A 21,833-nucleotide genomic window follows, 5' to 3' on the forward strand; every position below is an offset into this window, starting at 1 on the left:
ATGGTGGTGGCGCGCGAACCCAAGCAGGACCGAAGCAGGGTGACGCGTCAGCGACTGCTGGAGGCGACGATCGACTCGCTCGCCGAGCAGGGCTGGGGCGCAACGACGGTCGGTGTGGTCGCCGAGCGCGCAGGCGTCTCCCGCGGTGCCACCCAACACCATTTCCCGACGCGTGAAGACCTGATCACCGGCGCACTCGAGTACATGTTCGACCTGCGAATGGACCACGCACGCCGCGAGGCACAGGACATTCCGCCGGGGCCGGGGCGGACGAAGCTCGTGGTGGAGCGGCTCGTCGAGTACTACACCGGTCCGATGTTCAAAGCGGCACTGCAGGTGTGGACGGCTGCATCGGCCGATCCGGAGCTACGCGATCGGATCGTGCCGCTCGAGGAACGGTTCGGCCGCCGGGCCCACAAGATGGCCGTCGAGAATCTCGGGGTGGACGACAACGATCCGGTCACCCACCGTCTCGTCCAGGCAACCCTGGACCTGGCCCGCGGTCTGGGACTGGCCGATGTGCTCACCGACGATGCGCGGCGACGCGTCGAGATCGTCCGCACCTGGGCAGATGTACTCGATTCCTCGCTCAACGCCAGGGACACAGCTGGATCGATAGCGCTCTGATTCGCCCGGTCTGCAGCACCTGGCAACCTGTGCTTGAGTCTGGCTGGTGACTTCCGATACCGCTCGCGTGCACCGCGGCCACATCTTTCACGTCGCCGGCTCACCCACGATGGTCGACGCCGCGGCTGCGCTGGTGTCGATTCCCGATGGCGTCCTCGTCGTCGGCGATGACGGCGTCATCGAGTTCTGCGGCGAATTCGATTCACTCCCAAGTCGATTCGCTGACCTGTCGGTGGCCGATCATCGTCCGGGCTTCCTCCTGCCGGGATTCGTCGACACACATATTCACTTCCCGCAGACCTACGCCGGAGACTCGTACGGCGGCGGCCAGCTGCTCGAATGGTTGAACACGTGCATCTTCCCGTCCGAGTCCCGCTTCGCCGATCCCGAGTTCGCAGCCGCAGCGGCCAGGGATTTCTGTGCCGCACGCATCCGGGCGGGCACCACACAGGCGATGGTGTTCGGGTCGGCCTTCCCTCATGCGCAGGATTCGCTGTTCTCCGAGACGAGCAGGCACGGACTACGCATCGTCAGCGGTCGCGGAGTCCAGACCACCGGTCCGTCATCCGCCCAGGCCCTGATCACCAGCGAGGACGAGGCGATCCGGCTGGTATCGGAGGAGATCGAGAAGTGGCACGCTGCAGACACCGGCGACGTCGACACGGCCATGCTGCACGTGGCCGTCGTACCGAGGTTTTCGCTGTCGGTCACCACGCGGACGCTGAAGAATCTCGGTGACCTCTACGATTCGGTGCGAACGCGAGGTGTCTACTTCCACACGCATCTGAACGAGAACAACCGGCCGGGCACCGGCGAGATCGATGCCACCAAGGCCGCGTATCGAGTGGACAACTATCTCGACACCTACGACGGCAAATTCCTGCCCGGTTCGCAGGTCGGCGGCAAGAGCTTCCTCGGCAAGCGCAGCATCCTCGCTCACGCCGTGCACTGTCAGGACGCCGAGTTGGCACGGATGGCCGAGACCGGTACATCCATCGCGCACTGTCCCACCTCCCAGCAATTTCTCGGCTCGGGCACGATGCCATGGAAACGAACCGTCGCCGCGGGGGTGAACATCGCCATCGGATCCGATTTCGGCGGCGGCGACGAATGGCTACTGCCGCAGGTGCTCGCCGACGCATTCAAAGTGCACATCTCCGAGGCCGGAGACGCGGGGCTGTCCTTGCATCCGGCCGAGCTGTTGTTCACCGGAACTCTCGCCGGTGCCCGCGCGCTGGACATGGAGAGCCGAATCGGCAACTTCGACGCCGGCAAGGAAGCAGACTTCGTCGTGGTCGATCCGAACGCGTGGCCGAACTTGGCGGCGGCCATCGATCACGGCGTACGCGCCGAGGATCCAGAGCTGGCTCGGGAGCAAACGCTGTTCGCACTCTTGATGGCCATGCGCGAGCCCGCCATCGTCGGCGTGTATGTCCGAGGACGCGCCGTGCACGGCAAATGACTCGGGGATCATCCGATTGATAGGTTCACAACGACACCCGAACTTCGGCACCGAACAGCAGGCGAAGGACGACATGAAGCGAGTGGCAGTGGTCATCACCGCAGTCGCCGCTCTGGTCGCCGGGTGCGGCGGCGAGGGCGACACCGCGTCCTCGTCCGCAGCCACGGACACGACCACCACCGCGGCGTACGAGCCCGGCCCCTTCTTCGGTGAATGCGGATCGATCTCCGATGCCGAGGTGCAATCCGCGTTCGGAGTGGGTCCGTTCGGGCAGATCACCCGTAACTCCGTCGGCTGCCAGTGGGAAACCGTGGGCTTCAGCGGTCCCCGCATCAGCTTCTCCTGGTACCGCGGCAGCCCGATCGGACGCGAACGTGCCGGTTCCGAGCTGATCGGTCGGCCCGCGAAGGACATCGCGATCGACGGCAACCCCGGGTTCGAGGCCGAGCAAGGACCCTTGTGCGAGATCGGTGTGCAGTTCGGCGACGACTTCATTCACTGGTCGATCACCTATTCCGACTCACCGGTGGTGCGGCCGCCCTGCGAGGTCGCGAACGAACTGGCGAAGCTGACCGTGGAGCGCAAGCAATGAGCACCAGACGCGTGATTGCCGCCGCAGCGACGCTGTTGCTTGCCGCAGGCTGCTCCCAGACCGTCGAGGGGACAGCCCGGCCTGCCGCGTTCGGTGGATCGGGTGGTGAAGAATTCACCAAGTTGTTGACCGAGTGCGATGCCGTCACCGACGACCAGATCCTCGACGCCACCGAGGCCGAGGACATCGCCCGGGGGTTCTTCGGGGCGATCTGTCGGTGGGATCTCATCGGCTCCGCCGGTACCGTGAAGGTGACGTTCAACTGGTTCGAGTACGGCACCCTGGCCGCCGAGCGAGCCGCCGACGAGAAGATGAACTACACCGTCAGCGACACAACTGTGCAGGGCCGCAAAGCAATCCAGACGCAACGGCCGAACGATTCGGCGTCGTGTGGGGTTTCCGCGGGTGCGGATCGCTCGGGCATATTCGGGTGGTGGGTGCAGTATCAGCCGGACGTCGTTCATCCCGACCCCTGTCAGGCCGCGACCAAGCTCGCCGACCTCACTCTCAACCTGAGCCGGTAGCTCGAGCGGTCACAGCAGGGGTGTTTTGACCCGAGGCGACGCTGCCGGGTATCGTTATGGGTCGTGTCCGGCATGGCCGGAACGTTTGTGTGCCTATGCGAGGTACAGCCGTGCGCACGTTCGAGTGAAAGAGCGCGCAACCGGCTGGACGTGTGGGGGTATGCGACACACCCGACCGCGGGGTGCAAGAGACCCGCAGAAGTAGTACTGGAGCAGCAGCGGTACCGGGTGAGGAGCAGTGTTCTCTTGCTCCAACTGCTAGATCCCTGTTTATCGACACGAAGAAAGCCGGTTTATGCCAACGATCAACCAGCTGGTCCGTAAGGGACGCACCGACAAGGTCGCGAAACTGAAGACCGCTGCCCTCAAGGGCAGTCCCCAGCGCCGTGGTGTGTGCACTCGCGTGTACACCACCACCCCCAAGAAGCCGAACTCCGCTCTCCGTAAGGTCGCGCGTGTTCGCCTGACCTCCTCGGTCGAGGTCACCGCATACATCCCCGGTGAGGGTCACAACCTGCAGGAGCACTCGATGGTGCTCGTTCGCGGTGGTCGTGTGAAGGACCTCCCGGGTGTGCGTTACAAGATCATCCGCGGCTCGCTCGACACCCAGGGTGTCAAGAACCGCAAGCAGGCTCGCAGCCGCTACGGAGCCAAGAAGGAGAAGAGCTGATATGCCACGCAAGGGCCCAGCACCCAAGCGGCCGCTGATCAACGACCCGGTCTACGGATCGCCGTTGGTCACGCAGCTCGTCAACAAGATCCTCCTCGACGGCAAGAAGTCGACCGCAGAGCGCATCGTCTACCAGGCGCTCGAGCAGGTTCGCGAGAAGACCGGCAGCGATCCCGTCGTCACGCTCAAGCGTGGACTGGACAACGTCAAGCCGGCCCTCGAGGTTCGCAGCCGTCGCGTCGGTGGTGCCACCTACCAGGTGCCCGTCGAGGTTCGTCCCGGCCGCTCCACCACGCTGGCACTGCGCTGGCTGGTCACGTTCTCGCGCGCTCGTCGTGAGAAGACCATGGTCGAGCGTCTGGCGAACGAGTTGCTCGACGCCAGCAACGGCCTCGGTGCCGCTGTGAAGCGTCGCGAGGACACTCACAAGATGGCCGAAGCCAACAAGGCGTTCGCCCACTACCGCTGGTGATCTCCTCGCTCCGGTGGTGCTCGGAACTATCCGATACCGCCGGAGCGTTGATCAGCTCAGGCAATACCTCTTCCAACACCAAGGCGGGTTAACTCGTGGCACAGGACGTGCTGACCGACCTCAACAAGGTCCGCAACATCGGCATCATGGCCCACATCGATGCCGGCAAGACCACCACTACCGAACGCATCCTCTTCTACACCGGTATCTCCTACAAGATCGGTGAAGTTCACGATGGCGCAGCCACCATGGACTGGATGGAGCAGGAGCAGGAGCGTGGCATCACGATCACCTCTGCTGCCACGACGTGCTTCTGGAACGACAACCAGATCAACATCATCGACACCCCCGGTCACGTCGACTTCACCGTCGAGGTGGAGCGCTCGCTCCGCGTCCTCGACGGCGCTGTCGCAGTGTTCGACGGCAAAGAAGGTGTCGAGCCGCAGTCCGAGCAGGTGTGGCGTCAGGCCGACAAGTACGACGTGCCGCGTATCTGCTTCGTCAACAAGATGGACAAGCTCGGCGCTGACTTCTACTACACCGTGCAGACCATCGTCGATCGTCTCGGTGCCAAGCCGCTGGTCATCCAGCTGCCCATCGGTGCAGAGAACGAGTTCGAGGGCGTCATCGACCTCGTGCAGATGAAGGCGCTCGTGTGGAGCGGCGAGACCAAGCTCGGCGAGAAGTACGAGATCCAGGAGATCCCGGAACACCTCAAGGAGCGTGCAGACGAGTACCGCACGCAGCTGCTCGAGACCGTGGCCGAGTCCGACGAAGCGCTTCTGGAGAAGCACTTCGAGGGCGAAGAGCTCACGATCGAGGAGATCAAGGGCGCCATCCGCAAGATGACGGTCAACAGCGAGCTGTACCCGATTCTGTGTGGATCCGCGTTCAAGAACAAGGGCGTTCAGCCCATGCTCGACGCGGTCATCGACTACCTCCCGTCACCTCTCGACGTTGCCGAGACCGTCGGTCACGCTGTCGGCGACGAGGAGACCGAGCTCACTCGCAAGCCGTCCGCGGACGAGCCGTTCGCCGCTCTCGCGTTCAAGATCGCGACACACCCCTTCTTCGGCAAGCTGACCTACGTCCGGGTGTACTCGGGCAAGGTCGACTCCGGTGCTCAGGTCATCAACTCGACCAAGGGCAAGAAGGAGCGTCTGGGCAAGCTCTTCCAGATGCACTCCAACAAGGAGAACGCGATCGCGACCGCGTCCGCCGGTCACATCTACGCCGTCATCGGCCTCAAGGACACCACGACGGGTGACACGCTCTGCGATCCGCAGAACCAGATCATCCTCGAGTCCATGAGCTTCCCGGACCCGGTCATCCAGGTCTCGATCGAGCCGAAGACCAAGTCCGACCAGGAGAAGCTGGGAACAGCTATCCAGAAGCTCGCCGAAGAGGACCCCACCTTCTCGGTCAAGCTGGACGAGGACACCGGCCAGACCGTCATCGGCGGCATGGGCGAGCTCCACCTCGACATCCTCGTCGACCGCATGCGTCGCGAGTTCAAGGTCGAGGCCAACGTCGGCAAGCCGCAGGTCGCGTACCGCGAGACCATCCGCAAGACGGTCGACAAGCACGACTACACGCACAAGAAGCAGACCGGTGGCTCCGGCCAGTTCGCGAAGGTCATCATCAAGCTCGAGCCTTTCGAGGGCGAAGACGGCGCGACCTACGAGTTCGAGAACAAGGTCACCGGTGGTCGAGTGCCCAGGGAGTACATCCCCTCGGTCGACGCAGGTGCTCAGGACGCCATGCAGTACGGTGTTCTCGCCGGATACCCCCTGGTCAACGTCAAGGTCACACTGCTCGACGGTGCGTACCACGACGTCGACTCGTCGGAAATGGCCTTCAAGGTCGCCGGCTCACAAGCGTTCAAGGAAGCCGCCCGCAAGGCCAGCCCCGTCATTCTCGAACCCGTCATGGCCGTCGAGGTCATCACGCCCGAGGATTACATGGGTGAGGTCATCGGCGACCTGAACTCCCGCCGTGGTCAGATTCAGGCCATGGAGGAACGCAGCGGTGCCCGTATCGTCAAGGCACTGGTTCCGCTGTCGGAGATGTTCGGCTACATCGGAGACCTTCGGTCGAAGACACAGGGCCGCGCTAACTACTCCATGGTCTTCGATTCGTACGCAGAGGTTCCCGCGAACGTGTCGAAGGAAATCATCGCGAAGGCGACCGGAGAGTAACTCTCTCCCGGCTGCTGGACCACGCTCGACCTGTAATAAGTAACAACACATACGCGTGCGTGCCCCACGGGGCCACGCACAGATCAGTCCAGGAGGACACAGTGGCGAAGGCGAAGTTCGATCGGACGAAGCCGCACGTCAACATCGGCACCATCGGTCACGTTGACCACGGTAAGACGACGCTGACGGCTGCAATCACGAAGGTTCTGCACGACAAGTTCCCGGACCTGAACGAGGCATCGGCTTTCGATCAGATCGACAAGGCTCCGGAGGAGAAGGCTCGTGGTATCACGATCAACATCTCCCACGTCGAGTACCAGACCGACAAGCGCCACTACGCGCACGTCGATGCACCGGGTCACGCCGACTACATCAAGAACATGATCACCGGCGCGGCACAGATGGACGGCGCAATCCTGGTCGTGGCAGCCACCGACGGCCCGATGCCGCAGACCCGCGAGCACGTGCTGCTCGCTCGCCAGGTCGGCGTGCCGTACATCCTGGTCGCACTGAACAAGGCCGACATGGTCGACGACGACGAGATCATCGAGCTCGTCGAGATGGAGGTCCGCGAGCTCCTCGCTTCGCAGGAGTTCGACGAGGACGCACCGGTGGTCAAGGTGTCCGCTCTCAAGGCCCTCGAGGGTGACGAGAAGTGGGGCGAGTCGGTCATGGAGCTCATGCAGGCCGTCGACGATTCCATCCCGGACCCGGTTCGTGAGACCGACAAGCCGTTCCTCATGCCCGTCGAGGACGTCTTCACCATCACCGGCCGTGGCACCGTGGTCACCGGACGTATCGAGCGCGGCTCGGTCAACGTCAACGAAGAGGTCGAGATCGTCGGCATCCGCCCCGGCTCGACCAAGACCACCGTCACCGGAATCGAAATGTTCCGCAAGCTGCTCGACTCGGGTCAGGCAGGCGACAACGTCGGCCTCCTCGTTCGTGGCATCAAGCGCGAAGACGTCGAGCGTGGACAGGTCATCATCAAGCCCGGCACCACGACTCCCCACACGGAGTTCGAGGGCAACGCCTACATCCTGTCCAAGGATGAGGGTGGCCGCCACACGCCGTTCTTCAACAACTACCGCCCGCAGTTCTACTTCCGTACCACGGACGTTACGGGCGTCGTGACCCTCCCCGAGGGCACCGAGATGGTCATGCCCGGTGACAACACCGAGATGTCCGTCACGCTGATCCAGCCGGTCGCCATGGACGAGGGCCTGCGTTTCGCAATCCGTGAGGGCGGTCGTACCGTCGGAGCCGGTCGCGTCACCAAGATCATCAAGTGATCTAGCTTCACCAGCTGTACCGAAAGCGGCACTCACCCGACAGGGTGGGTGCCGCTTTTGCGTGCGTGCGGCTCCGCCGCCCGCGTGAATGGACCCTTGCACCGCCCAGACGTATGCAGTGGTTCATTCACGCGGAGGGGGCGGCAACCGCGCCGCTATCCCCCACTGGGTGAATGGACCCTTGCACCGCCCAGACGTATGCAGTGGTCCATTGACGCAGCCCGAGGCGGCACACGAAAAATAGGACGCATCGGACGCGGCGGTCCCGTAACGTCGCTGCGGTGCTACTGACCGTGACTGCAAATGCCACAACCGATTTCCCGGACGCCTCCGAGATCGGGTATTTGTTGCACAAGCACCCCGATCGCGTGCAGAGCTGGAACCTGCCGATGGGCACCACGACCGTGCTGTATCCGGAAGTCTCGGCTCAGCGTACGACTGTCGCCGTCCTGCTGAGCGACGGTGCCGCATCCGGATTGGCCGTGGCCCTGTCACGACTGTTCAAGCAGACGCTGGCAGGCGTGTGCAGTACCCGGCCTGAATTGGTCTCTACTGCAATGGATCTGACGATCTCGATGCCGTCCGCGCCGTCACGTGGTTCCGCTGATCTCGCGTCACGGATGTTCGGTCCGTTGGGCTGGACGGTAGACGCGAGGCCCATTCCGCTCGATCCGACGCAGCCGACGTGGGGCGACTCCGAGTACATCGACCTCGTTCTCACCGGCACCTTCACACTGTCTGCCGCACTGCGGCACTTGTATGTTCTGCTTCCGGTCCTCGACGACGGGAAGCACTACTGGGTGGGTGAGGACGAGGCCGACAAACTCGTTCGAGTGGCAGGGGATTGGTTAGGAGATCACCCGGAGTCATCGCTCATCTCCTCCCGATACTTGGCGCATCGCCGCGAACTGGTGGCCTCGGCGCTGGATCGACTCGTGCCCGACGCGCCGCAGGACGACGTGGCCCCGAGGGATCCGACGTTGGCCGAGCAGAGAGTGCACGCTGTATTGGCCGCCCTGGCCGAGTCCGGCGCGAGATCGGTGATCGATCTCGGCTGCGGTGAGGGGCGTCTACTTCGGGACTTGCTCGCACACAGCACCTTCGAGCGTATTCTCGGTGCCGACGTGAGTGACCGGGCGCTTGCCAAGGCGCACCGGCGGCTACGTCTGGACGAGATGGCCGATCGGCAGCGGTCACGGATCGAACTGATCCAGTCTTCGGCGACGTATCGCGACGTCCGGTTGCAGGGATTCGATGCGATGGTGCTCATGGAGGTGATCGAGCACGTCGATCTCGCGAGGCTTCCGGCATTGGTGCGTTCGGTGTTTTCTCAGGCACGTCCGCGAACGGTTCTGGTCACCACACCCAACTCCGAATACAACGTGTTGTATCCCGGCCTCGAAGCGGGATCTTTCCGTCACGTCGACCACCGCTTCGAGTTCACCCGCGCGCAATTCGAGCAGTGGTCTGCGGCGGTGGCGGGTGATCATGCCTATGCGGTCCGCGTCGAGGGAATCGGGCCGCGCGATCCGAATCACGGAACCCCGACCCAGATGGCAGTATTCACCAGAGAGGAGCAGTCCGAGTGAGTACCTTCGAGATTCCGGATCTGTCCCTCGTCGTTCTGATCGGTATCAGCGGCTCCGGTAAGTCGTCCTTCGCCGCGGAGCACTTCGGTCCGTACGAGGCAGTGTCCAGCGATGCCTGCCGGGGCATGGTGAGCAACGACCCCAATCTGCAGAGTGCGACCAAGGACGCGTTCGCGCTGTTGGAGTTTCTCGTCGCAACCAGGCTTCGCGCCGGTCTACTCACCGTCGTCGATGCGACCAACGTTCAACCAGCCGCGCGCAAAGCGCTGATCGCGCTGGCACGTGACCACGATGTGCTTCCGGTCGCCGTTGTGCTCGATGTGGCCGAATCGGTGTGTGCGCAGCGCAACGCCGAGCGAAGCGACCGAGCTTTCGGCCGAGATGTATTGCGTCGCCAACACTCCCAGTTGCAGCGCTCGATGCGTGGGCTGGCCAAAGAAGGTTTTCGGACGGTCCACGTACTGAGCGGCGTCGATGCGGTGGCGTCGGCGCAGTTCGTTCGCACGCCGCTGCGCAGTGATCGACGAGACCTGACCGGACCGTTCGATGTTGTCGGTGATGTTCACGGCTGTCTGTCCGAGCTCGAAAGCCTGCTCACTGCACTCGGATACACGCTCATACGGGATGGAGTAGGCAGATCCGTCGGTGCGACGCCGCCGGACGGTCGAACCGCGGTGTTCGTCGGAGACTATGTCGATCGCGGACCGGATTCGGTGGGTGTGCTACGGCTGGTGATGGGAATGGTCGATGCCGGAGCGGCATTGGCTGTTCCTGGCAATCACGAGAACAAGCTCGTCAAGGCACTGCGGGGGCGGAAGGTGACGGCCTCGCACGGTCTCGCCGAGACCCTCGAACAGCTCGACGGAGAACCGGAGGAGTTCCGCCGGGAGGTTCTCGAGTTCTGCGATGGTCTGGTCGCGCACCTCGTGCTCGACGGCGGCAAGCTCGTCGTCGCGCACGCCGGACTGATCGAGAAGTACCACAACAGGGCGTCGGGCAGGGTTCGGAGCTTTGCTCTGTACGGAGACACCACGGGCGAGACCGACGAGTTCGGCTTGCCGGTGCGGTATCCGTGGGCGCAGGACTATCGGGGCTCGGCGACGGTGCTGTACGGGCACACTCCGGTGCCGGAAGTGGAGTGGGAGAACAACACTGCGTGCCTCGACACGGGGTGCGTCTTCGGTGGCAAGCTCACGGCACTGCGCTATCCGGAGCGCGAGATCGTTTCGGTTCCGGCCGAGAAAGTCTGGTACGAGCCTGCGCGACCGATGGGTGCGTTCACGCGTGATGCTGCGTCGCTCGATCTGTCGGACGTGATCGGCCCGACGGGGGTGGAGACATCGCTACGTGGACGCGTGTCGGTACGTCCGGAGAATGCCGCTGGCGCACTGGAGGTGATGAGTCGGTTCGCGCTGGCTCCGCAGTGGCTGCACTATCTGCCGCCGACGATGGCTCCGAGCGGAACATCGATGCGCGAGGGCTATCTCGAGTATCCGACGGAGGCGTTCGAGGCGTATCGCACGCTCGGTGCCTCGACGGTGATCTGCGAGGAGAAGCACATGGGCTCGCGGGTGGTTGTGGTGGTGTGTCGAGATGCAGACACCGCTCGGGAGAAGTTCGATGCCCTGGAGGGAGCGCTCGGCACTGCGTACACGCGGACCGGTCGTCCGGTGTTCGACGAGTCGCTCACCGGCGAGCTGATCTCGGGGGTGTCCGACGCGGTCGAGAAGGCCGGTGTGTGGGAGGAATTGGCCGCGCGCTGGCTTGTTCTCGACTGCGAACTGATGCCGTGGTCCGCCAAAGCGGAGGGCCTGATCAAGACCGAGTACGCCGCGGTCGCAGCGGTGTCTCGGGCGAATCTCGGGGCCGAGGCGGCAGTGCTGGCATCGGCCGGATCGCGCGGTCTGGATGTGCAGGAGTTGCAGGATCGGAACACCGTTCGGCACAACAACCTGGGTGAGTACACCGCCGCGTATCGGCGATACGTCTGGCCTACCGACGGGCTCGACGGAGTTCGGATCGCGCCGTTTCAGGTACTGGCGTCGAACGTCGAGACGTATGCGGATCGTCCGCACACGTGGCACCTCGACGTTGCCGACCGCTTGGTGGCAGCAGATCCCGGTTTGTTCGCCACCACCGGTCGAATCGAGGTCGATCTGTCGAGGCCGGATTCGGTTGCGGCAGGGGAGAAGTGGTGGGAGGAGTTGACGGCGCAGGGCGGAGAGGGGATGGTCGTCAAACCGGCAGCCAACGCTCCACGCGGAAAGATGCAGCCCGGCATGAAGGTTCGCGGCCGAGAGTACCTACGGCTGATCTACGGTGCCGATTACACCGACCCGGATCGACTGACTGCACTGCGCAACCGAAACGTGGGGCACAAGCAGTCGATGGCCCTGCGTGAATACGCGCTGGGAATGGAAGCGCTGGATCGCTCGGTGCGAGGTGAGCCGCTGTATCGCATCCACCAGGCGGTGTTCGCGGTCCTGGCACTGGAATCGGAGCCGGTGGACCCGCGACTGTAGCTGCCGCATGCATTACTCTTCGGCGATGACCATCAGAGTCGTTGTGTCCGTGGAAACGAAGGCCGGTCTCGGCGAACGTCAGGTTCAGGCGTTCGCCAAGCTGGCACCACTGGTTCGAGCGGAATCGGGTTGCCTCCGGTACGACCTGCATCGAGTCGTCGGCTCCGAGGAAAAGTTCGTGATACTCGAACACTGGGAGTCGGCGGAGGCCTTGGCGGCCCATGCCGAAGCCCCACACATGCGCGACGCGGCTGCCGCGAACAAGGAGTTCCGGGCTGGTCCAGCCCAGGTGTTGGTCATCGACGGTGTGGCAGTCCGTTAGACCGCGAGGGCAACGGCACTAGTTTTTGGGCGACGAGAACGGAGTGATTCCGGCACTGATCGGTGCCGCGATTGCAGCAGCTACCCCGATCGACGCCCAGAAGGTCTGCGAGTCCAGCATCAGAGCGCCGGCAAGTCCGCAGGCAGCGACAACGATGCCGCATCCGATCAGCAGTGCCGATGCAACAGCGGCGTGTAGCAGGCCGGTTCGATCGCGGTTATGACGGGCATTGAGCCAGATCATCGTCCCGGTCGTCGCGAACACCAGGGGGACGTAGAAGTAGACCGAACTGTCACCCAGTTTCGAGGCGAAGGCGGCAATCACCAGCACCGCCCCGAATGCCACCGGAACGGTGAGAGGCATTCCGCCGGACCATCGCTCGAATCTGCTACGCCTCGATGCCGTCATGGATCCACCGTAACGTGACGTCAAGTCCGTTTGTCGATGTGCAGTTGGACGCGTGTCGCCACATCTGCGCCGCCCAGAGACCGTGCCACGAACGCGGCGCAAGACTCGGCGTCCGTCGTGAAAGCAACTACATCGAAATCTGCTGCAGCATAGACCGACACAGCGACTGTGGGCATTCCCCGATCATCGATCGCCGTTCCCTTGGCTCGTCGAACACCGGGGAACTCGGCCAACTCTGCTGCGACGCCGGAGGCGATGGCGCTCAGGTCCGCGTGCGCCGAGAAGTGGGGCTCCTCGATGACGCTCGCGGTTCCCGTCGTGCGCGGAGAGAAGTTGCCGATCAACATCAGCAGTGCAACGACAACTGCGACGCAGACGACCACGGCCAGTGTCGGCACCCACCAGCTCTGTTCCGGTAGGGCGGCGCTTCGTGCACGGTCGAAGCGAGAGAGCCACTCTCGCGCCCACGGGGCGTCGTAGTGCCAGGCAAGCGTGAAGCTACCTCCCGCGATCAACCCCAGCCCGGCCACGACCGCGAGCAGTCGATCGACTCCGGCGACGAACGTCTTCATCACGACACCCTCGTCGGGGCCGTCACCGAATGCTTCACCGTCAGACGCCGGCCACCGGAGACGACGGACAGTACCGAAGCAAGTGCGTCGCGCACTGCGGCGTCCACGCTCGTGGCGTCGACGGCCCCGTCACGCTCGACGCGTACGTCGATCTTCCTGCGTGTGACGACGGTGTGGGCGTCCACGACTGCGCGGGTGGACTGCGCTGCAGCACTGCACAATCGAGCGATATCGGTCGGCGTGGCCCAGACCGTCGACGCGGACTCGCCTAGGCCGGAATGAGTCCTCGTTCGCGGCTTGACCCCGACGAACACCAGAAGCAACCCGAGGACGACGGCAGCGATTGCGGCGGCGATCATCCAACTCTGCCAGTGCAATCGGGCGATCCAGGACACGGCCTCGGCGATCCACGGGCTACCGCCGAGGTGGCCGCGCGCGATGAGAAATTCCCGTCCCGCGAGGAACGCGGTAGCGAGGAGGGCGAACCCGAACAACAGGGCGACCGGCATCGCGGCCGGCCCAGCAGTGGGTGGACGAGGTGGGATGAATTGCGATACTTCGGTATTCGAGGTGGCCGAGAGTCTGGTGTCCAGGGTGGTGTCCGAGACCAGAACGTTGACCCGATGCACATCCAGCCCCGTCATCGTTGCCAATGCTTCCTCGACGCTGGCGTGCACGGACGCGGCCACCTCCGTGATCTGCGATGGCCACCTCACCCCGATGTAGAGGTTCACTGCGATCGTGTCCTCACCCAGTGTGACGTCGGCCCGTGGAAGTTCTCGGCCGGTCAGTCGCGAGAGACCACCGGTGGTGCGAGTGACACGAGGGTCCTTCAACGCAGCAGCAATCGCGGTTCGGGAGATCGCCCGGTCCTTGATCTCGAGGCTGCCGCGCGTCTCGAGATCCTTGCCGACCTCGTCGGATGCAGCCTGCGTCGTCACCGCGAGTCCTTCGTGCCGGTCGTGGCTCGCTCGGGTGCGGCTCACGCTCCACAACTGTAGTGATGACCGACCGCAGGTGCCGCCGTGGGCGTAATCGTTGCTGGCATACTGCGACGGTGTCGGAAATTGTGCGGGTGACCGCAGCGGATATCGCCTCGGCCGAGCAGTTGCTGGAGCCGGTCATGCGCCGGACGCCGGTGGTAGCGTCCCGCATTCTCTCGGACCTGACCGGTCACGAGGTGCGGCTCAAATGCGAGAACCTGCAGCGCACCGGATCGTTCAAGCCCCGAGGGGCGTACAACCGCATCGCCAGGCTCGATGCCGAACAACGCGCCCACGGAGTCGTCGCGGCCAGCGCCGGAAACCATGCTCAGGGTGTCGCGTGGGCCGCGTCGCAGGTAGGCATCGAGTCCACAGTGTTCATGCCGGTCGGGGCGTCACTGCCGAAATTGATGGCCACCAAGGCGTACGGCGCGACGGTACATCTGGTCGGGAACACGGTGGACGAGGCGCTGGTATCGGCGCGGGAGTTCGCTGACCGAACCGGGGCCACTCTCATCCATCCGTTCGACCATCTCGACATCGTGGCGGGGCAGGCCACGCTCGGTACCGAACTGCTGCAGCAGATGCCCGAGGTCGGAACCGTCGTGATTCCCACCGGCGGCGGGGGACTCCTGGCCGGAGTCGCCGCGGCGGTCAAGTTGACCAAACCCGAAATCCGGATCGTCGGGGTACAGGCAGAGGGTGCTGCCGCCTGGCCCGCATCACTGAAGGCGGGGCACCCGATCGCACTGGAGGCGATGTCGACCATGGCCGACGGCATCGCTGTCGGCCTACCCGGATCGGTGCCCTTCGACCATGTGCAGGGCTGGGTCGACGAGATCGTCACCGTCAGTGAAGATGCACTGTCGCGCGCATTGGTGCTCTGCATAGAGCGAGCCAAGCTGATCGTCGAGCCGGCAGGTGCGGCGGCGGTGGCAGCGTTGATGACGCATTCCGCGGCGGACATCGGATTGACCGGCCCGGTGTGCGCCGTACTCTCCGGAGGAAACATCGATCCGCTGCTACTCACCCATGTCATCACGCACGGACTGCGTGCGGGCGGGCGCTATCTGGCTGTGCGCGTGATCATCTCGGACAAGCCGGGCGGACTGACCGGCGTCCTCGAGGTGGTACGTGACGCCGGGGCCAGTGTGGTCGACGTCGTCCACTCCCGTACCGGTGGACGGCTGGGGCTCGAAGAGGTCGACGTGATGCTCACCGTCGAGACCCGCGGTCCCGATCACCGCGAGGCGGTGCTGGAGGCATTGGGAGCAGCCGGATACTCGGTACAGGTCGAGAGCTGACGGTCCGGTCCGCACAGGTCCGGCTGGTACCTTGATCAGCGATCTGGACCAGGACATCGGTGGGAGATATTTGCATGGCTAGGCTCGTCGCGATCGCCTCCGCTGTGCTGGGAATTCTCCTGACGATCGCGATACCGCTGCTGCCGATCGAGCAACAACAGTCCTTGTTGACGTGGCCGCAATCCGACCCGATCGGCAGTGTCGAAGCTCCGCTCGTCGCCTACACCCCGATCAGCGTCGACGCGTCAGTTCCGTGTGCCGCGACGAGTCAACTCCCCGACGGCGGTCTGCTGCTGTCCACCTCGCCCAAGGGATCGCCCGACGCATATCGCTACGGTCTCGTTGCCGAGGTGACGGGAGGTGAGACATCGCAACTGAAGGTGACGTTGCGTGATTCGGTCCTCCTCGAGCAACCGGTCTCGGAACTGAACGACTGCGCATTGACGGTCGCCTCGAACGGCGCGTCGACCACTGTCGGATTGACGGGCGAGGACGCTGTGACGCGTGACGGCGACGTCCGGCCGCAGATGGTCGGCGTGTTCAGCGATCTTCAGGGCAACGTTCCCGGTCTGCAACTGCAGGCCGAGCTGGACAGTAGGTTCTCCTCGACCCCGAGCGTCCTGAAGTGGTTCGCGATGATCGTCGGAGTGCTCGCCACGGGTGTGTCACTGGTGGCACTGCACCGCCTGGACCTGTCCGACGGCCGCCGGGCTCGACGCTTCCTGCCTCGGCGCTGGTGGAGCTTCGGGGCGGCCGACGCGGTGGTGATCGGCACGCTACTGGTGTGGCACATCATCGGCGCGAACACCTCCGACGACGGATATCAGCTCGGCATGGCTCGCACGGCCGATCATGCCGGCTACATGGCCAACTATTTCCGCTACTTCGGTGTGCCCGAGACGCCGTTCGGCACACCGCTGTACGACATGTTCGGGCTGATGTCGCACGTCTCGACTGCCAGTGTGTGGATGCGTCTGCCGACGCTGATCTGCGCGGTCGTGGCATGGCTTGTCATCAGCCGCGAGGTGATCCCGCGGTTCGGCGCCGCGGCGCGTGCGTCGAAGACCGCGCTGTGGACCGGCGGGCTGGTGCTGCTCGCGTTCTGGTTGCCTTACAACAACGGCCTGCGCCCCGAGCCGTTCGTGGCGATCGGCGTGCTCTTGACGTGGTGCTCGGTGGAGCGCTCGATCGCGACCCGAAGACTGCTCCCTGCTGCTGCCGCCATCGCGATCGCGGCGTTGACGGTCACGTGTGCGCCGTCCGGATTCATCTGCTTTGCTCCGCTGATCGCCGGCGCCAGGCCGGTGCTGCAGATCGTCGTGGCCCGCGCACGAGAATTCGATCGCACCGCGTTGGGCGTGGCGACGCTGCTGGCCCCGTTGATCGCGTCGGGCACGGTGGTGCTGGTGTTCGCGTTCGGCAACCAGACGGTGGCGGGCATGCTCGAGATGCAGCGGGTGCACAACGCGGCCGGGCCGAGCCAGGCCTGGTTCGACGAATACCTGCGCTATCAGTGGCTGATGAACATGGATATCGACGGCTCGCTCGCGCGCCGGTTCGGGGTGTTCGTGATGATCGTCTCGCTGATCACGGTGGTTCTCGCCATGCTGCGCAAGGGCGGCACGATCCCGGGCACCGCACTCGGTCCGGCGCGGCGGATCGTCGGCATCACCGTCGGGGCGATGGCGTTGATGATGATCACCCCCACCAAGTGGACTCATCATTTCGGCGTCTTCGCCGGTCTGGCGGCCTCCGTTGCGGTACTGGCCGCCGTGGCCACCGGGGCGTCGGTGCTGCGCTCACGGCGCAACAGACTGCTGTTCGCCGCCGCCGTGTCGTTCCTGATGGCCGTGGCTTTCACCGGAACCAACGGGTACTGGTACGTCTCGGCCTGGGGAGTTCCGTTCTGGGACAAGCCGATTCTCGTTGCCGGGCTCGGCATCTCGACGATGTTCCTCGGCCTGACCGTGCTGCTGTTGCTCGCGGCGGTGTGGTTTCATCTCCGCGCGCCCTATGTGCGCACAGGCAAGCCCATGGCGCGCTGGTGGTCGATCCCGCCCATCGCGGTCGCAGCAGCTGTGATGGTGCTGCTCGCCGTCGCGTCGATGGCCAAGGGCGCGGTGGCGCAATGGCCGTCGTACTCGGTTGCCAAATCCAATCTCTCGGCGTTGACCGGAAACACCTGTGGTCTCGCCGAGGACGTGCTGCTCGAGACCGATCCCAATGCCGATGTGCTGCAACCGGTCAGCGGGGACGCCTTTTCCGCACTCGGTGCCGAGAACGACGGGTTCACCCCGGACGGGGTGGCCGGTGACCTCACCGCGGACAAAGAGGCGTCGGCGTCGGGTACCTCCAACACCGTCGATACCGGGGAACAGCAGCAGCCCACGTCGACCACCGGAGCCGGAACCGGAGGCAGCGCACTGCCGTACGGCTTGGACCCTGCACGAGTGCCGGTGCTCGGCTCGTTCGGTTCCGATACTCCCGCGACGTTGACCACCGGGTGGTACGCGCTCCCGGCCGAACCAGGGGATCTGATCTCCATTGCCGCTGCCGGACGCATCCGCTCGGTGAACTCCGACGGCGTCGTCACCTACGGTCAGAGCCTCGAACTCGAATACGGAATCGACGGTCGCGCACAGGGCCGGGTGACGCCCATCGATATCGGACCGGCACCGTCGTGGCGCGACCTGAGGGTTCCGATGGACCAGATTCCGGCCGGTACCAACATGATTCGCCTCGTGCTCAGCGATACCGACCGCGCGTCGGATCAGTGGCTCGCGATCACTCCACCGCGAGTACCGCGGACCCAGACGTTGAACGAGGTCGTCGGACGTGAGAGTCCGGTGTTGTTGGACTGGGAAGTGGGCTTCAACTTTCCCTGCCAGCATCCGTTCGACCACCGCCTCGGCGTGGCCGAAGTTCCGCAGTACCGGGTGCTTCCGGACCGCAGCGGTGCCGTCATCACCAATGCCTGGCAGGACCATTTCGGTGGTGGCCCGCTCGGGTGGATCGACGTGCTCGCCTCGGCGCGCACCATTCCGTCGTATCTGAAGGACGACTGGGATCGCGACTGGGGATCGATCGAGCGGTACGTCCCGTACGACGAGTCGGCCGTGCCGGCTCGGATCACCGCCACCGAGGTCCAGCGTTCGGGCCTGTGGACCCCGGGTCCGATCAAAACCGGTTAATCTCTACGGGTTCGGGAGTCCTTACACCGACAGAGGAGAAACGGGGAGAGGGCCATGGCGAACGCTATCGAAGTAGAGAATCTCGTGCTCCGGTACGGGAAGAACGTTGCGCTCGACGGAATCGATTTCACCGTTCCGGAGGGCACGGTGCTCGGTGTGCTCGGTCCCAACGGGGCAGGGAAGACGACGGCCGTCCGGATTCTGGCTACGTTGCTGAAGGCGACGTCGGGCTCGGCGCGGATCTTCGGTCTCGACGTGCTGACGCAGGCGAACGAGGTTCGCGGCACGATTGGATTGACCGGTCAGTTCGCGGCAGTGGACGAGTATCTGACCGGATACGAGAACCTCGAGATGGTCGGGCGACTGTTCGGCCTGCGCAAGGCCGAGGCCAAGAAGCGCGCCGGCGAACTGCTCGAACGGTTCGACTTGGAGTACGCGCGAGATCGCACCGCCAAGCAGTACTCGGGCGGTATGCGCCGACGACTCGACATCGCGGCCAGTTTGATCGGGCGACCGCGGGTGGTGTTTCTCGACGAACCCACCACCGGATTGGATCCGCGGAGCCGAATCACCATGTGGGAGTTCATCGCGGACCTCGTTCGCGACGGAACGACCATTCTGTTGACCACGCAGTACCTCGAAGAGGCCGATCGGCTCGCCGATTCGATCATCGTGTTGAACAAGGGCAAGATCATCGCCCGCGGCACCGCCGACGAACTCAAGGCGCAAACTGGGGGCGAGCGAGTCGAATTCGTGCTCACCGATCGGTCTCAGGCCGATCGGGCCAAGGAGATCCTGACTCCGCTCGGGGTCGAGCCACCCACCCTCGACGAGCAGGTGGGACGGATCGTCATGCCTGTCAACGGCGGGTCGAAGGATCTGTCCTCGGCGTTGAATCATCTCGAAGCAGCGGGGATCGGGGTGGTCGACGTCGGTCTGCGACGGCCGAACCTCGACGACGTGTTCCTGAGTCTGACCGGTCAGACCACCGGCGAGCCCGAGACGGCGGAGGAAGACAAATGAGCAATGTTCTCCTGGATTCCGCGATCATCACCAAGCGAAATCTGATCAAGCTCAAGCGAGTTCCAGATCTGCTGTTCTTCGCGACACTGTCGCCCATCATGTTCGTACTGTTGTTCGCGTATGTGTTCGGCAGCGCGATCGACGTTCCGGGAATCGACTACAAGAGTTTCCTGATGGGCGGCATCTTCGTACAGACCATGATCTTCGGTGCGTCGATCACCGGGTCCTCGCTCGCAGAGGACCTGCAGAAGGGCGTGATGGACCGATTCCGGTCGTTGCCGATGGCACGGTCGGCGGTGGTGATCGGGCGCACCGCAGCCGATGTGGGCAACAACATCGTCACCATCACGATCATGTCGATCACCGGGCTCATCGTGGGCTGGCGCATCACGTCCTCGTTCTTCGACGCTTTGCTCGGATACGTGCTGCTGTTGCTGTTCGCGTACTCGATCTCGTGGGTGATGGCGTTGGTCGGCCTGATCGTGCGTTCGCCGGAGATCTTCAACAACGCGTCGTTCATCGTGATCTTCCCGTTGACCTTCATCGCCAACACGTTCGTCCCGATCGACAATTTCCCGAGCGTGCTCAAGACGATCGCGGAGTGGAATCCCATCTCGTCGGTGACGTTGGCGGTGCGAGAGCAATTCGGAAACACCAACCCGATGGCGCCGCCGCCCGAGGTGTGGCCACTGCAGAATCCAGTGCTCTACACCTTGATCTGGGTCGTGGTGATGTTGGTGGTGTTCGTGCCGTTGTCGGTACGCAAGTACCAGAAAACGATGACCGCCTGACCCTGCACACAGAACTGCACCCCTGGTCGCCGAGCGACCGGGGGTGCAGTTGTGAGCCCTCCGCGAGAAGACTTACGTGTGGTAGGGCTCCGCGCTGACGAGCGTGACCTTCATGGTCTTGCCGTTGGGCAGCGTGTATTCGCGGGTGTCTCCGACCTTGGCGTCGATGAGCGATCCACCCAGCGGGGATGCGGGGGAGTACACCTCGAGCTTGTTGTCGCGGGCACCCTCTTCGCGGGTGGCGATCAGGAAGGTCTCTGTGTCGGACTCGTCACCGTCGTAGTAGACCTTGACGACGGAACCGGGCAGTGCGACGCCGGACTGGGTGGGTGCCTCGCCGACTTTCGCGTTGTTGAGCAGCTCCTGCAACTGGCGAATACGCGCTTCCTGCTGACCCTGCTCCTCGCGCGCAGCGTGGTAGCCGCCGTTCTCCTTCAGATCGCCCTCTTCGCGACGCTCGTTGATCTCGGCGGCGATGACGGGGCGATTGGAAATGAGCTGGTCGAGTTCGCTCTTGAGCCTGTCGTGTGATTCCTGGGTAAGCCAGGTCACCTGGGTCTCGGTCATCTCGATCACTCCCTCGTAGTCGGAATCTCGACATCGATTCCGTTTCTGAGCAGGTAGGGCACGCAACGAACAGGGGACTCCAATGGTTGGATCCCCTTGGTCGGCCCACGTCCTGGAGCCGTCGTCATCGTTCGCAGTTGAACCCTGCCCGCAATGCAGCAATACACGGCACTTGTTCGGCGACCGTGTATGGCCCGAGCTTACCACGAACAGGCAGTTCGCCTATCGAGCTCGTAAATACTCGGGAACATCGAGGCTGCAACCGTAGACATCGCCGACGGCAGGCGGAGACGATGTCGTCACCTCCGTGGTCAGCTCGACGGTGGTCGATGCCGACTCCGGCGGGATGTACACCTCGCGGCGTCCGGTCTCGGAACCGTCGCGCGAGCGAGCGCGCACGATGCAGACGGCCGGTTGCTCGGGATCCTGTCGGGTGACACTGAAACGGATCGACATCGTGTCCTCGTCGACGATGTCGAACGAGAGTTGGTTGCCTTCGATGGGTTTGACCGCGAACTTGGTGTAGCCGTAGTAGGCCACGCCCAGTCCGACCAGCAGGACCAGTGCCACCAGTGCGATCTTCGTCGCACGTTTCGGCGCTTGCCGAATGCCGCTGGGACCGGAACCCGAGGGGTATCTACCTGCGGGAAGTGCGTTGGTCATGTCAGCTCTCGGAGTGAAATCGGGGGTGCCGCTGGGGCCATGTCGGCGTCAGGTGGAACTA

Annotated in this window: 20 protein-coding genes; 15 read left to right on the top strand and 5 right to left on the bottom strand. The window is 64.0% G+C overall.

The features are described from left to right. Window positions 1–6: 6 nt before the first annotated feature. The 11 genes from J1M87_RS00465 to J1M87_RS00515 all read left to right on the top strand — a co-directional run bounded on the left by J1M87_RS00465 (window position 7) and on the right by J1M87_RS00515 (window position 12,270). A complete protein-coding gene (locus J1M87_RS00465; protein ID WP_206486722.1) occupies window positions 7–627 on the top strand; it encodes a TetR/AcrR family transcriptional regulator in 621 nt (206 codons plus the stop codon). Between the two features lie 46 nt (window positions 628–673). Then, window positions 674–2,089, top strand: a complete 1,416-nt coding sequence (locus J1M87_RS00470; protein WP_307830700.1) for a guanine deaminase — start codon at window positions 674–676, stop codon at window positions 2,087–2,089. Between the two features lie 73 nt (window positions 2,090–2,162). Continuing rightward, a complete protein-coding gene (locus tag J1M87_RS00475; protein WP_206486723.1) occupies window positions 2,163–2,681 on the top strand; it encodes a DUF3558 domain-containing protein in 519 nt (172 codons plus the stop codon). Further along, window positions 2,678–3,205, top strand: a complete 528-nt coding sequence (locus J1M87_RS00480) for a DUF3558 domain-containing protein (RefSeq protein WP_206486724.1) — start codon at window positions 2,678–2,680, stop codon at window positions 3,203–3,205. Before J1M87_RS00475 ends, J1M87_RS00480 begins: the two co-directional genes overlap by 4 nt. 295 nt (window positions 3,206–3,500) lie before the next feature. After that, window positions 3,501–3,875 carry a 30S ribosomal protein S12 gene (gene rpsL / locus J1M87_RS00485; protein WP_008714048.1) on the top strand — a complete coding sequence of 125 codons (375 nt, stop codon included), beginning with the start codon at window positions 3,501–3,503 and terminating at the stop codon, window positions 3,873–3,875. Window position 3,876: 1 nt separating this feature from the next. After that, entirely contained in the window at window positions 3,877–4,347 is a 471-nt protein-coding gene (rpsG, locus tag J1M87_RS00490; RefSeq protein ID WP_206486725.1) for a 30S ribosomal protein S7, read from the top strand. 95 nt (window positions 4,348–4,442) lie between these two features. Next, window positions 4,443–6,545 carry an elongation factor G gene (gene fusA, locus J1M87_RS00495; RefSeq protein ID WP_206486726.1) on the top strand — a complete coding sequence of 701 codons (2,103 nt, stop codon included), beginning with the start codon at window positions 4,443–4,445 and terminating at the stop codon, window positions 6,543–6,545. A 101-nt stretch (window positions 6,546–6,646) separates the two neighbouring features. Further along, on the top strand, window positions 6,647–7,837 hold the full coding sequence (gene tuf, locus J1M87_RS00500) for an elongation factor Tu (RefSeq protein WP_206486727.1): 1,191 nt from the start codon (window positions 6,647–6,649) through the stop codon (window positions 7,835–7,837). A 293-nt stretch (window positions 7,838–8,130) separates the two neighbouring features. After that, window positions 8,131–9,426 carry a 3' terminal RNA ribose 2'-O-methyltransferase Hen1 gene (locus J1M87_RS00505; RefSeq protein ID WP_307830701.1) on the top strand — a complete coding sequence of 432 codons (1,296 nt, stop codon included), beginning with the start codon at window positions 8,131–8,133 and terminating at the stop codon, window positions 9,424–9,426. Next, window positions 9,423–11,948 (top strand): polynucleotide kinase-phosphatase, encoded by a 2,526-nt coding sequence (locus J1M87_RS00510; protein WP_206486729.1) that lies wholly within the window; start codon window positions 9,423–9,425, stop codon window positions 11,946–11,948. Before J1M87_RS00505 ends, J1M87_RS00510 begins: the two co-directional genes overlap by 4 nt. Before the next feature lie 25 nt (window positions 11,949–11,973). Further along, window positions 11,974–12,270 carry a putative quinol monooxygenase gene (locus tag J1M87_RS00515; protein WP_241256174.1) on the top strand — a complete coding sequence of 99 codons (297 nt, stop codon included), beginning with the start codon at window positions 11,974–11,976 and terminating at the stop codon, window positions 12,268–12,270. 18 nt (window positions 12,271–12,288) lie between these two features. On the opposite strand, the gene J1M87_RS00520 is transcribed toward J1M87_RS00515, so the two are convergent. The 3 genes from J1M87_RS00520 to J1M87_RS00530 are packed head-to-tail and all read right to left on the bottom strand — an operon-like array spanning window position 12,289 to window position 14,236. Then, a complete protein-coding gene (locus tag J1M87_RS00520) occupies window positions 12,289–12,678 on the bottom strand; it encodes a hypothetical protein (RefSeq protein ID WP_206486730.1) in 390 nt (129 codons plus the stop codon). A 20-nt stretch (window positions 12,679–12,698) separates the two neighbouring features. Next, window positions 12,699–13,250: a hypothetical protein gene (locus tag J1M87_RS00525; RefSeq protein ID WP_206486731.1), complete on the bottom strand. Its 552-nt coding sequence runs from the start codon at window positions 13,248–13,250 to the stop codon at window positions 12,699–12,701. Beyond that, window positions 13,250–14,236 carry an Asp23/Gls24 family envelope stress response protein gene (locus tag J1M87_RS00530; RefSeq protein WP_206486732.1) on the bottom strand — a complete coding sequence of 329 codons (987 nt, stop codon included), beginning with the start codon at window positions 14,234–14,236 and terminating at the stop codon, window positions 13,250–13,252. The genes J1M87_RS00525 and J1M87_RS00530 overlap by 1 nt, the downstream gene beginning before the upstream one ends. A 137-nt stretch (window positions 14,237–14,373) precedes the next feature. On the opposite strand from J1M87_RS00530, the gene ilvA reads away from it, so the two are divergent. The 4 genes from ilvA (at window position 14,374) to J1M87_RS00550 (ending at window position 20,542) form a co-directional block, all read left to right on the top strand. Further along, window positions 14,374–15,537 (top strand): threonine ammonia-lyase, encoded by a 1,164-nt coding sequence (ilvA, locus tag J1M87_RS00535; RefSeq protein WP_241256203.1) that lies wholly within the window; start codon window positions 14,374–14,376, stop codon window positions 15,535–15,537. Between the two features lie 74 nt (window positions 15,538–15,611). After that, entirely contained in the window at window positions 15,612–18,728 is a 3,117-nt protein-coding gene (locus J1M87_RS00540) for an arabinosyltransferase domain-containing protein (RefSeq protein WP_206486733.1), read from the top strand. Window positions 18,729–18,782: 54 nt separating this feature from the next. Continuing rightward, window positions 18,783–19,751: an ATP-binding cassette domain-containing protein gene (locus J1M87_RS00545; RefSeq protein ID WP_206486734.1), complete on the top strand. Its 969-nt coding sequence runs from the start codon at window positions 18,783–18,785 to the stop codon at window positions 19,749–19,751. Then, on the top strand, window positions 19,748–20,542 hold the full coding sequence (locus J1M87_RS00550; RefSeq protein ID WP_032380514.1) for an ABC transporter permease: 795 nt from the start codon (window positions 19,748–19,750) through the stop codon (window positions 20,540–20,542). The genes J1M87_RS00545 and J1M87_RS00550 overlap by 4 nt, the downstream gene beginning before the upstream one ends. A 72-nt stretch (window positions 20,543–20,614) precedes the next feature. On the opposite strand, the gene greA is transcribed toward J1M87_RS00550, so the two are convergent. Both greA and J1M87_RS00560 read right to left on the bottom strand, forming a co-directional pair. Then, a complete protein-coding gene (gene greA, locus J1M87_RS00555) occupies window positions 20,615–21,109 on the bottom strand; it encodes a transcription elongation factor GreA (RefSeq protein WP_032394210.1) in 495 nt (164 codons plus the stop codon). A 222-nt stretch (window positions 21,110–21,331) separates the two neighbouring features. Then, entirely contained in the window at window positions 21,332–21,772 is a 441-nt protein-coding gene (locus tag J1M87_RS00560) for a DUF4307 domain-containing protein (protein ID WP_206486735.1), read from the bottom strand. Window positions 21,773–21,833 lie beyond the last annotated feature (61 nt).

It is taken from the genome of Rhodococcus sp. KRD162 (assembly GCF_017168335.1).
In the GTDB taxonomy this organism is placed as follows: Bacteria; Actinomycetota; Actinomycetes; order Mycobacteriales; family Mycobacteriaceae; genus Rhodococcoides.

Bases quoted from the DNA above. Each gene is read 5' to 3' on its own strand.
- J1M87_RS00475 (WP_206486723.1), top strand. From the start codon at position 2,163: ATGAAGCGAGTGGCAGTGGTCATCACCGCAGTCGCCGCTCTGGTCGCC.
- J1M87_RS00480 (WP_206486724.1), top strand. From the start codon at position 2,678: ATGAGCACCAGACGCGTGATTGCCGCCGCAGCGACGCTGTTGCTTGCC.
- rpsL (WP_008714048.1), top strand. From the start codon at position 3,501: ATGCCAACGATCAACCAGCTGGTCCGTAAGGGACGCACCGACAAGGTC.
- rpsG (WP_206486725.1), top strand. From the start codon at position 3,877: ATGCCACGCAAGGGCCCAGCACCCAAGCGGCCGCTGATCAACGACCCG.
- J1M87_RS00515 (WP_241256174.1), top strand. From the start codon at position 11,974: ATGACCATCAGAGTCGTTGTGTCCGTGGAAACGAAGGCCGGTCTCGGC.
- J1M87_RS00520 (WP_206486730.1), bottom strand. From the start codon at position 12,678: ATGACGGCATCGAGGCGTAGCAGATTCGAGCGATGGTCCGGCGGAATG.
- J1M87_RS00525 (WP_206486731.1), bottom strand. From the start codon at position 13,250: ATGAAGACGTTCGTCGCCGGAGTCGATCGACTGCTCGCGGTCGTGGCC.
- ilvA (WP_241256203.1), top strand. From the start codon at position 14,374: ATGCGCCGGACGCCGGTGGTAGCGTCCCGCATTCTCTCGGACCTGACC.
- J1M87_RS00540 (WP_206486733.1), top strand. From the start codon at position 15,612: ATGGCTAGGCTCGTCGCGATCGCCTCCGCTGTGCTGGGAATTCTCCTG.
- J1M87_RS00545 (WP_206486734.1), top strand. From the start codon at position 18,783: ATGGCGAACGCTATCGAAGTAGAGAATCTCGTGCTCCGGTACGGGAAG.
- J1M87_RS00550 (WP_032380514.1), top strand. From the start codon at position 19,748: ATGAGCAATGTTCTCCTGGATTCCGCGATCATCACCAAGCGAAATCTG.
- greA (WP_032394210.1), bottom strand. From the start codon at position 21,109: ATGACCGAGACCCAGGTGACCTGGCTTACCCAGGAATCACACGACAGG.
- J1M87_RS00560 (WP_206486735.1), bottom strand. From the start codon at position 21,772: ATGACCAACGCACTTCCCGCAGGTAGATACCCCTCGGGTTCCGGTCCC.